Below are 15,080 nucleotides of genomic sequence, written 5' to 3' on the forward strand. Positions count from 1 at the left end.
GCCGCGGGGGAGAGCGCGGCGACCCGGCCGCGCAGGTGCGTGACGTCGTCCGCCGCGCGGTCGAGCCGGGTCGACACCGCGGCCCGGCTGCGGCGCCGCAGGTCGGCGACCGCGTCGGCGTGCCCGGAGAGCAGCCGGTACGGGTCCGCGAGGACGGACCGCTCGCGGATGCCGCGCAGCAGGTGCTCCTCCCGGTCGAGCATCCGCACGACGGCGGCCCGGGCCCGGTCCCGGCCCTGGGCGACCCGGGCCAGCTCCTCCACGACGTCCGGGACGACCCGCTTGGCGGCGTCCGTCGGGGTGGAGGCGCGGACGTCGGCGACGAGGTCGAGCAGCGGGGTGTCGACCTCGTGGCCGATGGCGCTGACGACGGGGGTGCGGCACGCGGCGACGGCGCGGACGAGGCTCTCGTTGCTGAACGGCAGCAGGTCCTCCAGGCTGCCGCCACCACGGGTGACGACGATGACGTCGACCTCGGGCGCGGCGTCGAGCGCCGCGACCGCGTCGACGACCTCGGGGACGGCGTTCGGCCCCTGGACGGCGACGTTGCGGACGTCGAACCGGACCGCGGGCCAGCGTCGCCGCGCGTTCTCGACGACGTCCCGCTCGGCGGCGCTCGCCCGGCCGCAGACCAGCCCGACGACGCGGGGCAGGAACGGCAGCGGGCGCTTGCGGGACTCGGCGAAGAGGCCTTCGGAGGCGAGCAGCCGGCGCAGGTGCTCGAGCCGGGCGAGCAGCTCGCCGACGCCGACCGGGCGCAGGTCGCTCGCCGACAGCGACAGGGACCCCCTGCGCGGGAACAGCTCCGGCTTGGCGTGGACGACGACGTGGGCGCCGTCCGCGAGGGGGACCGGCAGCGCGTCGAGGGTGCGGGCGTGGACGGTGACCGAGAACGACAGGTCGACGTCGGTGTCCCGCAGGGTGAGGTAGCACGTCGCCTGGCCCGGCCGCCGGGTCAGCTGGACGACCTGCCCCTCGAGCCACACCGCAGGCGCCTTCGACAGGTACTCGGTGAGCTTCGCCGTGAGCAGCCGCACCGGCCACGGCCGCTCGGCGCTCGTCTGGCCGGCGGTCGCCGGCAGCTCGGCGCGCGGGGTGCTCACGGGGGACGACCCTACGGTGCGGCACCGACGGACGTCGCGGACCCGCCACCGAGGTACTCGACGCAGTACCCGGTGCGTTCGACGTTCGTCACCCAGCCGTCCCGCGACGGCACCAGGGCACCGTTCACCTCCCCGTCGGAGTAGGAGAGGCCGCAGAAGTCGACCGCCTCGGTACGGGTCAGGGCGTCACCCCGGTACGGGCGGTCGGTGAGCGGCACCGGCCCGACGAGCCGGGTGCGGGCCGCGGGATCCGTGCAGGCCACGACGGTCACCCGCTCGTCGACCGTGGTGGGCCGCTCCTCGATGCAGGTCCCGGGCTGCAGCACGAGCACCGAGGGCGCCCCGACGTAGGTGACCCGCGGGTCGGGCACGGTGCGGGCTCGCTCGGGGTGCTCGTGAGGACCGCGACGACGGCGACGACGCCGCCGATCGCGGCGACGACGAGCGCCGTCGTCAGGCAGCCGCGGGTGACGGTCCGTGGACCCGGGGGAGAGGTCGTGGCCGGCGCTGCGACCGGGGCGGCCGGCGCGGGTGCCGTCACGGGTACGGCGGGCGGGGCCGTCCGCGGCCGGGCCCTGCGCCGCAGCGCACGCCGCCAGCCTCGGGCCTCCGTCGACCGTGCCGGGGCGACCTCGCGGAAGAAGGCGTCGGCCTCCTCCTCGCTGGGCAGCGGGCGACCGGGGCGGGACTTCCGGCCGGACCCGCTCATGGCGGGCATCCTCGTCGGTCGGGGGAGGGCAGGTCCACACGGCCGGACGGGCGGGCGCCGGTCACGCGCCGACCGGCCGGGCGCAGACGGCGTACCGGGAGCGGTCGGCGTACCAGGCCCGCTCGCTGGGCACCGCGACGAGCACCTCGGCGTCGGACGCGATGCCGTGGGCCTGCCTGCACAGCGCCCTGGCCTGTGCAGCCGTCCCGGCCGGACCGGGGTAGCCGGTCCGATCCTCGAAGGGGACGACGAGACCGAGGATCCGCGCCCGGGCCTCGGGACCGTCGCACGCGACGGTCGGGTAGTACTCGTCGGTGAACACCGGCATCGTGCTGACGCAGACGTCCGGGGGCGGCATCCGCGGCCCCGGGACCGTCGGCGCCGGCCCGGGCGGCAGGACGACGTACTGCGGCTGCCGCCCCGGACGCAGCCCGAGCAGGAGCGCCAGGACGGCCACGCCGGCGACGACGACCGCGACCGGGCCGAGGGTGAACCACGGGAGGTCACGGACCCGGCGAACGCCGCGGGACGCGGCGGCGGAGGGGGCCGCCACAGCGCGTGCGGCGGTGTCGCGCGCGGCGGCTGCCACGTCGGCGAGCTCGTCGCCGATGCGGGCCTTCGGCGGCTCCGGCGCCTTCGACCGCAGCGGCGCGACCTCCCGGAAGAGACGGTCGGCCTCGTCCTCGCCGGGGAGCGGGTCACCGGTCGGCGTCATGCGAGCACCTCGGCGCAGACCGCGAGCCGGGCTCCGTCTGCCCAGGCCCGCCCGCTCGGCACGACGGCCCGGAACTCACCGGACTCCTCCCCGGAGCCGTTGTACACGAGGGCCGGGAAGCGCGAGCGGCAGCGCTCCGCGGCGGTGGCCCGTTCGTTCTCGATCCCGGTGAACCGGCCCACCGGCAGGAGGACGAGTCCGAGCACCCGGATGCGGGGCGCGTCCGTGACGTCGCAGTCGACGCTCGTGACCCGCTCGTCCGTCGTGGTGGGCAGCCCGGCGGCACAGGTCATGGCGGGGAAGTCGACCAGCCGCGTCCCTGCGGACGGCGGTCCGGTCGGCGCGTCGAGGAGCCCCGTACGCACCACGGGAGGGGTGGTCGAGTGGAGCGTCCCGTTGATGTCTCCTGTCGTAATCGCCGTGACCGACGCGAGGCCGGCGAGGACGATCGCCACGAAGACCCGCGGTCGTGGCCGGGGCAGGGCCGCCAGCCGGGCGCCCCACGCCGGCGCAGGGGCCCGTGACGAGCGGGCGACGGGCACCGACCGGAAGAGCTGCTCGGTCTCGTCCTCGCTCGGCAGCGCCGCCGGCGTGCGGTCCGACGGCGGCCGGGGGCCGGTCACGCGAGGGACTCCGCGCACACGACGTAGCGGTCGCCCCGGGTGGACCAGGCGACCTCGTCGGGGACGGCGACCGCGGGGGCGCCCGCGCGGTAGGGGCCGCCGAGCCCGAAGTCCTGGTGGCACAGACCTCTGGCCAGCCGGTCCACCTCCTGCGGGCCCGGGTAGCGGTCGTCCTGCGTCGACAGCACCGCGACACCGAGGACGCGGGCGCGCGCCCGCTCGTCCCGGCAGGCGACGGGCCGGAACGGGCCGTCGGTCGAGGCGGGCATCGCGAGCAGGCAGACGTCGCCGTCGAAGAGGCCGCCCGGCAGCCCGGAACCCGCCGCGACGCCTGTGCCCGGCGCGGCGACCACGGAGTCGGAGGGGAGCCGGAGGGCCGCCGTCCACAGGGCACCGAGCGTCACCACCACGACGAGGGCGGCGACGACCTGCGGGCGGGCCCTCCGACGGCGACCCGGACGGGTGCGTGCCACGCCTGACCAGCGGGCGGGCGGCGACGCCTCCCGCGAGCGGGACACCGGGACCTCGCGGAAGAGGGCGTCCGCCTCCTCCTCGCTCGGCAGCGGGTCGCGCGACGGCGTCGCACCGTGCACCCCGGCGGGCCGGTCGCCTCCGGGCGGGGGCCCCGTCGACCCTGGCATGGGACTGATCATCGAGGTGTTGACGTGCGGCGTCCACGCCCGGCTCCGTGCCCGCCGTCCGGTGGAGGTCCGGTGGAGGCCGCGTGGACGTCCTGGGGGCGCCGCGGCCCACGACAGGTGGCCCGCCGCCCCGCCGCCTACGATGGAGCCGTGACCCAGACCGCTGACCCGAGCCGCACCGCGCCCGCGTCCTCGGTGTCGCGGTGCTGTCGNCCCCCGCCCCGTCCGCGGCCGACGCACCCGCTGCGGCGACGTCCGGGAAGCGGGTCCTGCTCGCCGCCCCGCGCGGCTACTGCGCGGGCGTCGACCGCGCCGTCGTCACGGTCGAGAAGGCCCTGGAGCACCACGGCCCGCCGGTCTACGTCCGCAAGCAGATCGTCCACAACAAGCACGTCGTGGAGACCCTCGAGCGCCGTGGCGCGATCTTCGTCGACGACACCGACGAGGTCCCCGAGGGCGCGCTGGTGATCTTCTCCGCGCACGGGGTGGCGCCCGCCGTCCACGAGGCCGCGCACCGCCGTCAGCTGCGGACCATCGACGCGACGTGCCCGCTCGTGACGAAGGTCCACAAGGAGGCCGTCCGGTTCGCGACGGACGACTACGACATCCTGCTCATCGGCCACGCCGGGCACGAGGAGGTCGAGGGCACCGCGGGTGAGGCGCCCGCGCACATCCAGCTCGTCAACGGCCCCGAGGACGTCGACCAGGTCGTCGTCCGCGACCCCGAGCGGGTCGTGTGGCTCTCCCAGACGACGCTGTCGGTCGACGAGACGATGACGACCGTGAACCTCCTGCGGAAGAAGTTCCCGCAGCTGCAGGACCCGCCGAGCGACGACATCTGCTACGCCACGCAGAACCGCCAGGTCGCGGTGAAGAAGATCGCGGCGGAGTCGGACCTCGTCATCGTCGTCGGGTCGAGCAACTCGTCGAACTCGGTCCGCCTCGTCGAGGTCGCGCTCGAGCACGGCGCCCGGGCGTCCTACCGGGTGGACAACGTCGGCGAGATCGACGAGACCTGGCTGGACGGCGTCGGCACCGTCGGCGTGACCTCGGGCGCGAGCGTGCCGGAGATCCTCGTCCAGGAGGTCCTCGCGTACCTCACCGAGCGCGGCTACGGGCAGGCCGAGGAGGTCGTCACGGCGGAGGAGGACCTGCTCTTCTCGCTCCCCAAGGAGCTGCGCCGCGACCTCAAGGCGGCCCGCGCCGCGCAGGCCTGACGGGCGCGCTCACCCGGCCTCCTGGACGGCGCCGCCCGTGGGCGGGTCGGCGGTCTCGTCGACGAACGGCCAGTCCCGGTGCAGCGGGGGCAGCGCCTCGCGGTGCTCGGCCTCGATGAGCTCCGCGGCCGTCAGCGGACGCGGAGCGACCTCGACGGGCGCGAGCGTCTCCAGGTCGAGGTCGGTGACGTCGAGGTCGCGCATCCGGCGGGCGCTCACGAGCACCCGCCGCTCCATCGTCCCGACGAGGGCGTTGTAGTCCTCGACGGCCCGGTGCAGGCTTCGGCCCAGCTTCGACGTCACCCCGCCGAGGGAACCGAGCCGGCCGTAGAGCTCCCGGCCGAGGTCGAACAGCGCCCGCGCGCTGCCCGACAGCGCCTCGGACTGCCACGTGAGCGCCACCGTCCGCAGCAGCGCCAGCAGCGTCGTCGGCGTCGCGAGGACGACCCGTCGCGCCATCGCGTGCTCCAGGAGCGCCGGGTCGGCCGCGCAGGCCGCCGCGAGGAACGCCTCGCCGGGCACGAAGCAGACGACGAGCTCGGGGGAGGGGTCGAACGCCGTCCAGTACTCCTTGGCCGCGAGCGCGTCGACGTGGGCCCGAAGCGCCCGGGCGTGCGCGGCCGCGGCCGCCGCCTGCCGGGCCGGGTCCTGCGACTCCTCGCTCGCCTCGAGGAAGGCCGCGAGCGGGGCCTTGGCGTCGACGACGACGTGCTTGCCACCGGGCAGCCGGACGACGACGTCCGGCCGGACGCCGTCCCCGGCCGCCGTCGTCCCCGCGACCTGGGTGTCGAAGTCGACCCGCGCGAGCATCCCCGCGTGCTCGATGACGCGCCGCAGCTGGACCTCGCCCCACGCCCCGCGAGCGGTCGGTGACCGCAGCGCCCCGGCCAGGGCGGACGTCTGCACCCGCAGCGCCTCGCCGTGCGTGCGGACCGCCTCGAGCTGCTCGCCGAGGCGGGCGTACTGCTCGACCCGGTCCCGCTCCAGGACGCGGACCTGGCCCTCGACGCGGACCAGGGCCGAGGACAGCGGCGCGAGCGTCGCGGCGAGCTCCCGGTCGTGGTCCGTCGAGGTCTCGAGGTCGGTGACGCGCTCGCGGAGGACGTCCCGCTCGGCCGCGAGCGCCGCCGTCCGGGCCGAGACGACGAGCCGCCACGCCCCGGTGGCCGCGAGCGCGCCGAGGACGGCCCCGACGACGAGGGCCACGAGCACGGAGGTCTGCATGGCCTCACCGTCCCAGCCGGCACCGACAACCGCGGTGCCGGTGCGCCCTCACCCGAGCAGGTACGTCGTCCCGCCGCCCGCGGCGACCGCGGCGACGTCGTCGCCGACGTGCACCGGGGCCGTCGCGCGGAGCAGGTCGCCCTGCCCCAGCTGGCCGGAGGCGCCCCGGCCCCAGCACCACGCCGACCCGTCGACCCGGGTCGCGCAGGCGTGCGCCGACCCGGCGCCGACCGCCGTCCAGGTCGTCGCGGAGCCCACCTTCACCGGTGCGCCCCGGTCGGTCGTGTCACCGACGCCGACCTGGCCGTCAGCGTTCGCGCCCCAGCACCACAGGGTGCCGTCCGTCCGCGTCGCGCAGCCGAAGCCGGCGCCGAGCGCCACCCGGGCCCAGGTCGTGGCGACCCCGACCTTCGTGGGCGTCGACACGTTGCCGCTCAGCTCGTCCAGGCCGAGGCCCGGGCCGGCGAACGGGGTCGCCTCGCCCCAGCACCACAGCGTGCGGTCCGTCTTCGTCGCGCACGTCACGAGGTCGCCGGCGGAGACGTCGGCCCACGTCGTCCCGGTGCCCACCCGGGTCGGCACGGCGACGTGGTCGTCGTCGTCCGTCGCGGGGCCGAGGCCCAGGCTGTTGCCGAAGTTGTCGCCCCAGCACCACAGGCTGCGGTCGACCCGGGTCGCGCAGGCGTGCGTCGCGCCGACGGAGACCCTGGCCCAGCCGGCGGCCGCGCCGACCCGGGTCGGCCCGACCGCGACGGCGGACGTCGTCCCGTTGCCGACCTGCCCCTCGTCCCGGGAGCCCCAGCACCACAGGCTGCCGTCGGTCCGGATGCCGCAGCCCGACGTCCGCCCGAGCGAGACCTCGGCCCACGGGCCGGCGTCGTCCATCTTCTGCGGCGTCGCGGACGGCGCCGTGCCGCCGGTCGGGAGGCGGTGGGTGCTCGTCTCGCCCCAGCACCACAGCGAGCCGTCGGTGCGGATCGCGCACGCAGCGCCGTCGGCGGCCGACAGCACCGCCCAGGCGGACGACGTCCCGATCCGAGCGGGCGCCGTCACCTCGACGACGCGGCCGAGCCGGCCGGAGGTGCCGTCGCCCCAGCACAGGAGCTCACCGCCGTCCGACAGGCCGCAGCCGTGGGCGGCGCCGACCGCGATCCCGGCCCAGTCGACCGAGGGCAGCGTCCACACCGCGTACGTCTCGGGTGCGGTGGGGCCGACGGACGGCGCCCCGCCGAGGCCGGCCGCCCGGGCGGTGCCCCAGCACTGCAGCTCGGCGAACATCCGCCCGCACGCCCAGCCGGTCCCGGTCGAGACGTCGGCCCAGCCGGCGCTCGTGCCGACCGCGGTCGGGGACGTCCGGTCGGTCGTGCCGCCCACCCCGAGCTGGCCGTCGTCGTTGAGGCCCCAGCACGCGAGCGTGCCGGTCGTCCGGCGGGCGCACGTGAAGCCGGAGCCGGCGCTCACCTGGGCCCAGTCGGTGCCCGTGCCGACCCGGATCGGTACGAACCGGTTCGAGGTGTCGGCGGTGCCGAGCCCGAGCGCTCCGTCGCCGTAGGCGCCCCAGCACCAGAGCGTGTCGTCGGTGCGGATGCCGCACGAGTGGTCGGCGCCGACGGAGACCGAGGCCCAGTCGGAGTCCAGCCCCACCCGGGTCGGGGTGTCCTGGTCGTCGGAGGTGCCGGTGCCGAGCCGGCCGTCGGACCCCGGGCCCCAGCAGTACAGCGTGGCGTCCTGCTTGAGGGCGCAGGTGTGCGCACCGAGGCCCGCGGTGACGGAGGCCCAGTCGGTGTCGGTGCCGACCTGGGCGGGGACGTCGCGGTCCGTCGTGTCGCCGAGCCCGAGCTGGCCGAGGCCGTTCTCGCCCCAGCACCAGAGGGTGTGGTCGGTCCGGGTCGCGCAGGTGCGCAGCGCGCCGGCGGAGACCGTCGCCCAGTCGGTGCCGCTGCCGACCTGCGTCGGGGACGTCGCGTCGGTCGTGCCGCCGAGGCCGAGCTGGCCGTGCGCGTTGCCGCCCCAGCACCACAGGGTGCCGTCGGCGAGGGGCGCGCACGTGTGGTCCGTGCCCGCCGTGACCCCGGCCCACGCCGACCGCGGGAGGGTGACGACCTGGGGCTCGAGACCGGTGACGCCGCGGCCGCCCTGGCCGGTGCCGGTGTCGCCGGTCGACGACAGCCGGCCCGAGGCGCGCGGCCGGACGGCGGTCCCGCCGGTCGCCGTGCCCCAGCCGGCGACGTTGCGGGCCTGCACGCGGACGACGTCCGTGACGCCGTCCGGCAGACCGGTGAGCGTGCAGGTCGTCGCGGGGGCGGTCGCGGTGCACGTCGCACCGGCCGCGACCGCGCGGTAGGAGAGCACGGCGGCGCCGCCGGTCGAGGCCGGCGGGGCCCAGGTGACGACGCCGTGGCCGTCACCGGACCGGACGGTCACCGCGAGCGGCGCGCCGGGGGTGGTGCGCGGCGTCCCGTAGGCGGGCAGCGACGCGGGGCCGGTGCCGACCCGGTTGCGGGCCGTCACCCGGACGGCGTAGCGGGTGCCGTTCGTCAGCCCGGTCACGGTGCAGGTGAGGGCGGTCGTCGTCGTGCACGAGCGGGTGCCGGGGGTCGTCGTGACCTTGTAGCCGAGGACGGCGGCCCCGCCGGTCGACGCGGGCCGGGCCCAGGTGACCGTGAGGGAGGCGGCCTTGGGGACCACGGTGACGGCGCGCGGCGCGGAGGGGCGGGAGGCCGCCGCCTGGGCGGGCGCGGCGAGGGTGAGCGAGGCGAGGCAGAGCGAGGCAGCGGCGACGAGGCCCGGGCCGAGGGCCAGGGCGCGTGCGGCGGCACGGAGGCGCATGCTCCGTTGTCGGCACGGCGGGGGCCGGACGTGAGAGCGGTCGGGCGAGGTCCCTGTCGGCACCGTGCGTGCGGATGTGAGGGGTTCACCCGTCCGGCGGGCGGCCGGCAGGGGCCCGCGGAGGGGGTGCGGCGTCAGGCGGGTCGCCGCCGCGCCGGTAGAGTCCTGTCCTCGTGGCACTCACCATCGGGATCGTCGGCCTCCCCAACGTCGGCAAGTCCACCCTTTTCAACGCCCTGACGAAGGCCGACGTGCTCGCGGCGAACTACCCGTTCGCGACGATCGAGCCCAACGTCGGCGTCGTCGCGCTCCCCGACCCGCGCCTGCAGACCCTCGCGGACGTCTTCGGCAGCGAGCGCCTGGTGCCCGCGACGGTGTCGTTCGTCGACATCGCCGGCATCGTCAAGGGCGCGAGCGAGGGCGAGGGCCTGGGCAACAAGTTCCTCGCGAACATCCGCGAGGCCGACGCGATCTGCCAGGTGGTGCGCGCGTTCGTCGACGACGACGTCGTCCACGTGGCGGGCCGGGTGAACCCGGCGGACGACATCGAGATCGTCCACACCGAGCTGATCCTCGCCGACCTCCAGACCCTCGAGAAGGCGATCCCGCGCCTCGAGAAGGAGGTCAAGGGCAAGAAGACCGACAAGGCCGTGCTCGACGCCGCCCTCGAGGCGCAGACCCTGCTCGAGAAGGGGACGACGCTGCACGCCGGCGCCGCCGCGGCCGGGATCGACGTCGTCGCCCTGCGCGAGCTGTCCCTCATGACGTCCAAGCCGTTCATCTACGTCTTCAACGTCGACGAGGACGGCCTGTCCGACACCGCCCTGCAGGAGAAGATGCGCGCGCTCGTCGCGCCGTCCGACGCGATCTTCCTCGACGCGAAGCTCGAGTCCGAGCTCGTCGAGCTCGACCCCGACGAGGCCGCCGAGCTCCTCGCCTCCGTGGGCCAGACCGAGTCCGGCATGGACCAGCTCGCCCGCGTCGGCTTCCACACCCTCGGCCTGCAGACGTACCTGACGGCCGGCCCCAAGGAGGCCCGGGCCTGGACGATCCACCAGGGCTGGACGGCGCCCCAGGCCGCCGGCGTCATCCACACCGACTTCCAGCGCGGGTTCATCAAGGCCGAGGTCGTCGGGTTCGCCGACCTCGTCTCCGCCGGGTCGATGGCCGAGGCGAAGGCCCGCGGCAAGGTGCGCATCGAGGGCAAGGACTACGTCATGGCCGACGGGGACGTCGTGGAGTTCCGGTTCAACGTGTGATCGGACGGCGTCCCGGGCCTGGGCCCGGCAGCACCGAACGCTCGAACTGCGCACGCCACCGACGGTCAGCCGAGGCCGAGGCTGACTGCGATACTCCCCGCCGTGGCCACCGAGATGTCCGAGCAGCTCACGGCGATCGTGGGACACGTCGCCCCAGCGCTGAAGTCAGCCGGGTTCCGCAAGCGTCGACACGCCTTCAACAGGGCAGCCTCCGACGGGATCACCCACGTCCTCAGCTTTCAGGCAGGCTCGTTCGATCCGCCGGGCACCGTGCACATCCCTGACCTGAGGCCCAACCTCTACGGCAAGTTCACGATCAACCTCGGCGTCCACGTCCAAGGCATGCGCACCTCCGGAGGCCGGCCCGCCAAGGACTGGGTCAACGAGTACGAATGCCACCTTCGGAAACGCCTGGGGGAGCTGTCCCACCGCCAGGACCACTGGTGGGACGTCCTCAGCCCCAACGCCGCGGCTGACGTCGCTTCGGCCATCGAGTCGGCTGGGCTGCCCTGGCTGGACCTCCACGGAGACGCAGAAGCCGTCATCAACCGCTGGCGTGACGTGGGAAGCGCCGCAGCAGGACTTCCCCCGGCGGGCCCCCTCGAAGTCGCGTGCCTGCTCATCCACCGCGGAGATCTGCCGGCCGCGGAAGTGGTACTGAGGGATTACATGTCCAGCGAGATCAACGAGCACCACCGCAGCTACCTCGTCGGGTTCCTGCCCACCATCGGCATGGGGCACCTTCTCGGCTGATCGGCCGCAGCACCGATGGAGGGGTGGCGGTCGGAAAGGGTTCTCGAGTTCGTTCAAGGCGGGCGCTGGGCCGGCGCGACTGGGCGCGTTGCCTCCGGCTCCGATCCGGCCGCAGCACGACGAGAAGGGCTTCTTCTCGGCATGATCGGGCGCATGTGGAGGGAACTCGTCGCGGAGCTGTACCCGGCGGCCACGTTCTCCGACGGAGCGACGGAAGATCGACTCAGGTCGGCCGAGCGGGAACTCGGGCATCCGATGCCTGACCAACTCGTTGCGGTCTTGCGGGAGTCAGACGGGGTCTACGACGGATACGGGGGCGGGCTGATCTGGTGTCTCGATCGGATCGTCGCGGACAACCGTTGGTTCCGCACGAACGCGGAATACGCCGAGCTCTACATGCCCTTCGACCTGGTCCTCTTCTTCGCGGACGCCGGCAACGGCGACCAGTTCGGCCTGATCCTGCCGCCGGTCGACCGTGACGACGTCTTCGTCTGGAACCACGTGGACGACAGCAGGACGTGGGGAGCCGCCAACGTCGAGACCTACCTTCGGTGGTGGGCCTCGGGACAGCTGACGACCTGAAGACATGATCGTGAGGCATGAGCGCGGAGACATCCGCCGGCCGATGATCTCGGTCGGCGGTGTCAGGTGACCAGAACGGACGATCGGCATACCTTCACGGCTCAGCGTCCGTCAGCGTCCGTGTGGTCTGTCGATCCTGGGCCGGCACGTCAGCCGCTACGAGTGTCGCGTGGTCGTTCAACGGCGACGCCAAGGACGTAGAGGCAGCGCGCGCTGCCGTCCGGGGCAGCCGGTGCGGGTCCCGCGGACCTGAAGCCGTGGCACTCGTACAGCCTGCGGGCCGCCTCACCCCCCTGGGGTGTCCGCCGCGAAGCTGACGACGCTGATGTCGCCCGCCGGCCACCGTGCGCGGACGGCATCGACCAGGAGCGAGCCCGCGCCGCGCCGGCGGTCGGTCTCTGCTACCGCCAGCCAGTGGATCACGTGCGGTGCGTCGTCCCGGGACAGCGGACAGGCGCCCAGGACCGAGTCCCCCTGGACGGCGACGAGCGCGGTGCCGCGGGCGATCCCGCGCTCGACGTGCTGCCGGATGTCCGGCATGGGACCGAACAGGGGCTCCACCTCGCGGGAGATGCGAAGCCACTGGTCGACGTCGGTGACGTGCGCCGGGCGGACGAGGATCACCGGTGGACGGTATCGGGGAGTGACGCCGATCCCGTGGCCCAGGCCGGGCGCAAGACCCGCTCAGCATGTGGGGAACATCGCACGGCGTTCTGCCGCGGGACCTTCCCCGCAACGGGTCCTGCCGGTTCGGGCGTTCCACGACGCGGTGTCGTCTACGGTGCCGCGTGTGCTCATCCGAGGTGCGCGGGACGACGACTGGCCCGCGATCTACCCGTTCTTCGCCACGATCGTCGCGGAGGGGAGGTCCTACGCCTTCCCGGAGGGCCTCTCCCCCGAGCAGGCCCGGGGCTGGTGGATGGAGACGCCGCCCGGGCGGACCGTCGTCGCGGTGGACGGTCCGGTCGTCCTCGGCAGCGCGAAGATGGGTCCCAACCGGCCCGGTCGCGGGTCCCACGTGGCGACCGCCAGCTTCATGGTCGATCCGCAGCACTCCGGTCGCGGCGTCGGGCGGGCCCTCGGCGAGCACGTCGTCGACTGGGCGCGCGCCTCGGGATTCCGCAGCATCCAGTTCAACGCGGTCGTGGAGACGAACGAGGTCGCGGTCAGGCTCTGGCGCTCGCTGGGCTTCGACGTGCTCACCACGGTCCCGCGGGCGTTCGACCATCCCGAGCACGGGCTGGTCGGGCTCCACGTGATGTTCCTCGACCTCTCGTAGCAGGCCGAGACGTCAGCGGCACGACCGCGACGCGTCCAGGGCGCGCAGCAGGACGGGCTCCGGCACCGGCTCGTGGTCGAGCTCGCGGACGATCCGCCGGAACTCGTCGTCCCAGTCCCGGTCGTCCGCCGCGGCGGCGCGGCGGGTCTCCTCGTCCTGCTGGGCGGGGAGCTCGCAGCGGTTGGTCCGGGCGTTCCAGAACGCCCGCGGGTCGAAGCACTCCGGGAACGTCAGGTGGAACAGCGCCAGTGCCCGCGGGTAGGCCCTGCGCAGGCTCCGGAAGTGCGGGAGGCAGGCGAACACCCGGACGTTCGGCGGCACCCACCACTCGTGCACCGCGGCCCGGGTCGGGCACATGCGCCACGGACCCTCCGGCGGCAGGCTGAGCCATGCGCTGCACTGCTCGAGGAGGCGGGGGAACCTGGGGTTCGAGATGAACTCCGGGTGGTCCCGCGTCACCGCGCACCTGCCCTTGCCGGCACAGCCGCCGCAGCAAAACCTGACATCCTCATCGCGATAGATCCCCCGTTCGTACGATTGACGGGGATTGAAGCACCGCTGGTGATCTGTTCAAAGCGCGCCCGGCGTGTCGCGCGCGACGCGCGGCGCCGTCGTCAGCCGGCAGCGAGACGGACGGCGAGCCAGGAGACCGGTGGCAGCGTCACGACCGCGTGACCGCCGTCCGTCGTGACCTCGACCGGGCGCGGGTGGACCCGGTCCGGGTCGTCGCGGGTGTTGGTCGCCCGCCGGTCGGGGTCCGAGAGCAGGTGCGTCCCGGCGACCGTGAGCGGCCCGAAGGAGCGCAGGTCGACGTCGAGCCGGACCGGCTCGTCGAGGCTGCGGTTCACCGCGAGGAGGGCGACGTCGCCGGACCCGGGGTCATGGGTCGCCACGGCGTCGACGACCGGGACGTCGCCGTAGCGGGCCGTCGGCTGCTCCGGCGAGCGGACCTCGGTGCGGAGCACGTCCCCCTTCGCGAGCGCGGCCGTGAGGGCGAAGGGGTGGAACGTCGTCTGCCGCCACGCCGGGCCGCCCGGCTCGCACCGGATCGGGGCGATGACGTTGACGAGCTGGGCCAGGCAGGCGGACGTCACCCGGTCGCTGTGCCGCAGCAGCGACACGAGCAGGTTCCCGACGACGACGGCGTCCGTGACGGTGTAGGTGTCCTCGAGGAGCCGCGGGGCGCGGCGCCACTCCAGGCCGGCCGCGGACTCCTCCTGCCAGGAGCTCAGGTACCAGACGTTCCACTCGTCGAACGAGAGCTGGAGCCGCTTGCGGCTGCGGACCTGTGCCCCGACCGCGTCCGCGGTCGCGACGACCGCGTCGACGAACCGGTCCATGTCGACGGCGCTCGCGAGGAACGAGGCGACGTCGTCCCCCTCCTCGTAGTACGCGTGCAGCGACACGAAGTCGACGAGGTCGTAGCACTCGGCGAGGACGGTGCTCTCCCAGGCGCCGAACGTCGGCATCTGCGAACCGCTGCTGCCGCAGGCGACGAGCTCGAGGTCCGGCTGGAGCTGGCGCATCGCGCGGGCCGTCTCGGCGGCGAGCCGGCCGTACTCGGCGGCCGTCTTGTGCCCGGTCTGCCAGGGCCCGTCCATCTCGTTGCCGAGGCACCACACCCGGATGGCGTGCGGCTGCGGGGAGCCGTTGGCGACCCGCCGGTCGGACAGCGCCGTCCCGCCGGGGTGGTTCGCGTACTCGAGGACGTCGAGCGCCTCCTGCACGCCGCGGGTGCCGAGGTTCACGGCCATCATGGGCTCGACGCCGGCCTTGCGCGCCCAGCGGACGAACTCGTCCAGCCCCACCTCGTTGGGCTCCAGGCTGCGCCACGCGAGATCGAGCCGGGTGGGCCGCTCGGCGACCGGCCCGACGCCGTCCTCCCAGCGGTAGCCGGACACGAAGTTGCCGCCGGGGTAGCGGACGACGGTCGTCCCCAGCTCGCGGGTCAGCGCGAGGACGTCGCCGCGGAAGCCGTCCTCGTCGGCCGTCGGGTGCCCCGGCTCGTAGATGCCCTCGTACACGCACCGTCCGAGGTGCTCGACGAAGGTGCCGAAGGTCCGGCGGTTCACCGGGGCCACGGTGAACGCGGGGTCGAGGCTGATCGAGGCGTCGAGCACGCGGGACTCCTGGGGTCTGCGGGGAG

15 protein-coding genes are annotated in these 15,080 nt (G+C 74.7%); 5 read left to right on the top strand and 10 right to left on the bottom strand.

Annotation, left to right across the window (positions count from 1 at the left end; all coding sequences use genetic code 11):
- From xseA to ECOMGDLI_RS28375, 5 genes are all read right to left on the bottom strand, one after another.
- On the bottom strand, positions 1–1,103 hold a 1,103-nt coding region (xseA, locus tag ECOMGDLI_RS28355; protein WP_088320203.1), incomplete at its 3' end, for an exodeoxyribonuclease VII large subunit.
- Between the two features lie 11 nt (positions 1,104–1,114).
- Positions 1,115–1,474, bottom strand: a complete 360-nt coding sequence (locus tag ECOMGDLI_RS28360; RefSeq protein WP_088320204.1) for a hypothetical protein — start codon at positions 1,472–1,474, stop codon at positions 1,115–1,117.
- 399 nt (positions 1,475–1,873) lie between these two features.
- The gene (locus ECOMGDLI_RS28365; protein ID WP_088320205.1) at positions 1,874–2,527 is read right to left on the bottom strand and encodes a hypothetical protein; all 654 of its coding nucleotides are present in this window, start codon (positions 2,525–2,527) and stop codon (positions 1,874–1,876) included.
- A complete protein-coding gene (locus ECOMGDLI_RS28370) occupies positions 2,524–3,150 on the bottom strand; it encodes a hypothetical protein (protein ID WP_088320206.1) in 627 nt (208 codons plus the stop codon). Before ECOMGDLI_RS28370 ends, ECOMGDLI_RS28365 begins: the two co-directional genes overlap by 4 nt.
- Positions 3,147–3,791: a hypothetical protein gene (locus ECOMGDLI_RS28375; protein ID WP_143447997.1), complete on the bottom strand. Its 645-nt coding sequence runs from the start codon at positions 3,789–3,791 to the stop codon at positions 3,147–3,149. The genes ECOMGDLI_RS28370 and ECOMGDLI_RS28375 overlap by 4 nt, the downstream gene beginning before the upstream one ends.
- A gap of 269 nt (positions 3,792–4,060) precedes the next feature.
- Here ECOMGDLI_RS28375 and ECOMGDLI_RS28380 point away from each other — a divergent pair, with 269 nt between their 5' ends.
- The gene (locus ECOMGDLI_RS28380) at positions 4,061–5,008 is read left to right on the top strand and encodes a 4-hydroxy-3-methylbut-2-enyl diphosphate reductase (protein WP_143447998.1); all 948 of its coding nucleotides are present in this window, start codon (positions 4,061–4,063) and stop codon (positions 5,006–5,008) included.
- Between the two features lie 9 nt (positions 5,009–5,017).
- Here the strand turns inward: ECOMGDLI_RS28380 and ECOMGDLI_RS28385 are convergent, their stop codons facing one another.
- Positions 5,018–6,232: a DNA recombination protein RmuC gene (locus ECOMGDLI_RS28385; RefSeq protein ID WP_088320209.1), complete on the bottom strand. Its 1,215-nt coding sequence runs from the start codon at positions 6,230–6,232 to the stop codon at positions 5,018–5,020.
- 48 nt (positions 6,233–6,280) lie between these two features.
- On the bottom strand, positions 6,281–9,061 hold the full coding sequence (locus tag ECOMGDLI_RS28390) for a fibronectin type III domain-containing protein (protein ID WP_088320210.1): 2,781 nt from the start codon (positions 9,059–9,061) through the stop codon (positions 6,281–6,283).
- A gap of 173 nt (positions 9,062–9,234) precedes the next feature.
- Here ECOMGDLI_RS28390 and ychF point away from each other — a divergent pair, with 173 nt between their 5' ends.
- The 3 genes from ychF to ECOMGDLI_RS28405 all read left to right on the top strand — a co-directional run bounded on the left by ychF (position 9,235) and on the right by ECOMGDLI_RS28405 (position 11,655).
- Positions 9,235–10,320 carry a redox-regulated ATPase YchF gene (gene ychF, locus ECOMGDLI_RS28395; RefSeq protein WP_088320211.1) on the top strand — a complete coding sequence of 362 codons (1,086 nt, stop codon included), beginning with the start codon at positions 9,235–9,237 and terminating at the stop codon, positions 10,318–10,320.
- A 102-nt stretch (positions 10,321–10,422) separates the two neighbouring features.
- Positions 10,423–11,073: a DUF4304 domain-containing protein gene (locus tag ECOMGDLI_RS28400; protein ID WP_088320212.1), complete on the top strand. Its 651-nt coding sequence runs from the start codon at positions 10,423–10,425 to the stop codon at positions 11,071–11,073.
- 153 nt (positions 11,074–11,226) lie between these two features.
- Positions 11,227–11,655 carry an SMI1/KNR4 family protein gene (locus ECOMGDLI_RS28405; RefSeq protein ID WP_088320216.1) on the top strand — a complete coding sequence of 143 codons (429 nt, stop codon included), beginning with the start codon at positions 11,227–11,229 and terminating at the stop codon, positions 11,653–11,655.
- Positions 11,656–11,940: 285 nt separating this feature from the next.
- Here the strand turns inward: ECOMGDLI_RS28405 and ECOMGDLI_RS28410 are convergent, their stop codons facing one another.
- Positions 11,941–12,279 carry a GNAT family N-acetyltransferase gene (locus ECOMGDLI_RS28410; protein ID WP_233153661.1) on the bottom strand — a complete coding sequence of 113 codons (339 nt, stop codon included), beginning with the start codon at positions 12,277–12,279 and terminating at the stop codon, positions 11,941–11,943.
- A 166-nt stretch (positions 12,280–12,445) separates the two neighbouring features.
- Here ECOMGDLI_RS28410 and ECOMGDLI_RS28415 point away from each other — a divergent pair, with 166 nt between their 5' ends.
- On the top strand, positions 12,446–12,934 hold the full coding sequence (locus ECOMGDLI_RS28415) for a GNAT family N-acetyltransferase (protein WP_233153662.1): 489 nt from the start codon (positions 12,446–12,448) through the stop codon (positions 12,932–12,934).
- Positions 12,935–12,946: 12 nt separating this feature from the next.
- Here the strand turns inward: ECOMGDLI_RS28415 and ECOMGDLI_RS28420 are convergent, their stop codons facing one another.
- Positions 12,947–13,393, bottom strand: a complete 447-nt coding sequence (locus tag ECOMGDLI_RS28420; protein ID WP_088320214.1) for a hypothetical protein — start codon at positions 13,391–13,393, stop codon at positions 12,947–12,949.
- A 155-nt stretch (positions 13,394–13,548) separates the two neighbouring features.
- Positions 13,549–15,054, bottom strand: coding sequence for an alpha-N-arabinofuranosidase (locus ECOMGDLI_RS28425; RefSeq protein ID WP_088320215.1), 1,506 nt, complete (start codon positions 15,052–15,054; stop codon positions 13,549–13,551).
- Positions 15,055–15,080: the final 26 nt, after the last annotated feature.

Origin of the sequence: Kineosporia sp. R_H_3 (assembly GCF_002198675.1) — a bacterium.
GTDB lineage: Bacteria > Actinomycetota > Actinomycetes > Actinomycetales > Kineosporiaceae > R-H-3.

What these genes read in the sequence shown, in the direction of transcription:
- ECOMGDLI_RS28375 (WP_143447997.1), bottom strand. Translation starts at nt 3,791, where the DNA reads ATGCCAGGGTCGACGGGGCCCCCGCCCGGAGGCGACCGGCCCGCCGGG.
- ECOMGDLI_RS28365 (WP_088320205.1), bottom strand. Translation starts at nt 2,527, where the DNA reads ATGACGCCGACCGGTGACCCGCTCCCCGGCGAGGACGAGGCCGACCGT.
- ECOMGDLI_RS28405 (WP_088320216.1), top strand. Translation starts at nt 11,227, where the DNA reads ATGTGGAGGGAACTCGTCGCGGAGCTGTACCCGGCGGCCACGTTCTCC.
- ECOMGDLI_RS28385 (WP_088320209.1), bottom strand. Translation starts at nt 6,232, where the DNA reads ATGCAGACCTCCGTGCTCGTGGCCCTCGTCGTCGGGGCCGTCCTCGGC.
- ECOMGDLI_RS28390 (WP_088320210.1), bottom strand. Translation starts at nt 9,061, where the DNA reads ATGCGCCTCCGTGCCGCCGCACGCGCCCTGGCCCTCGGCCCGGGCCTC.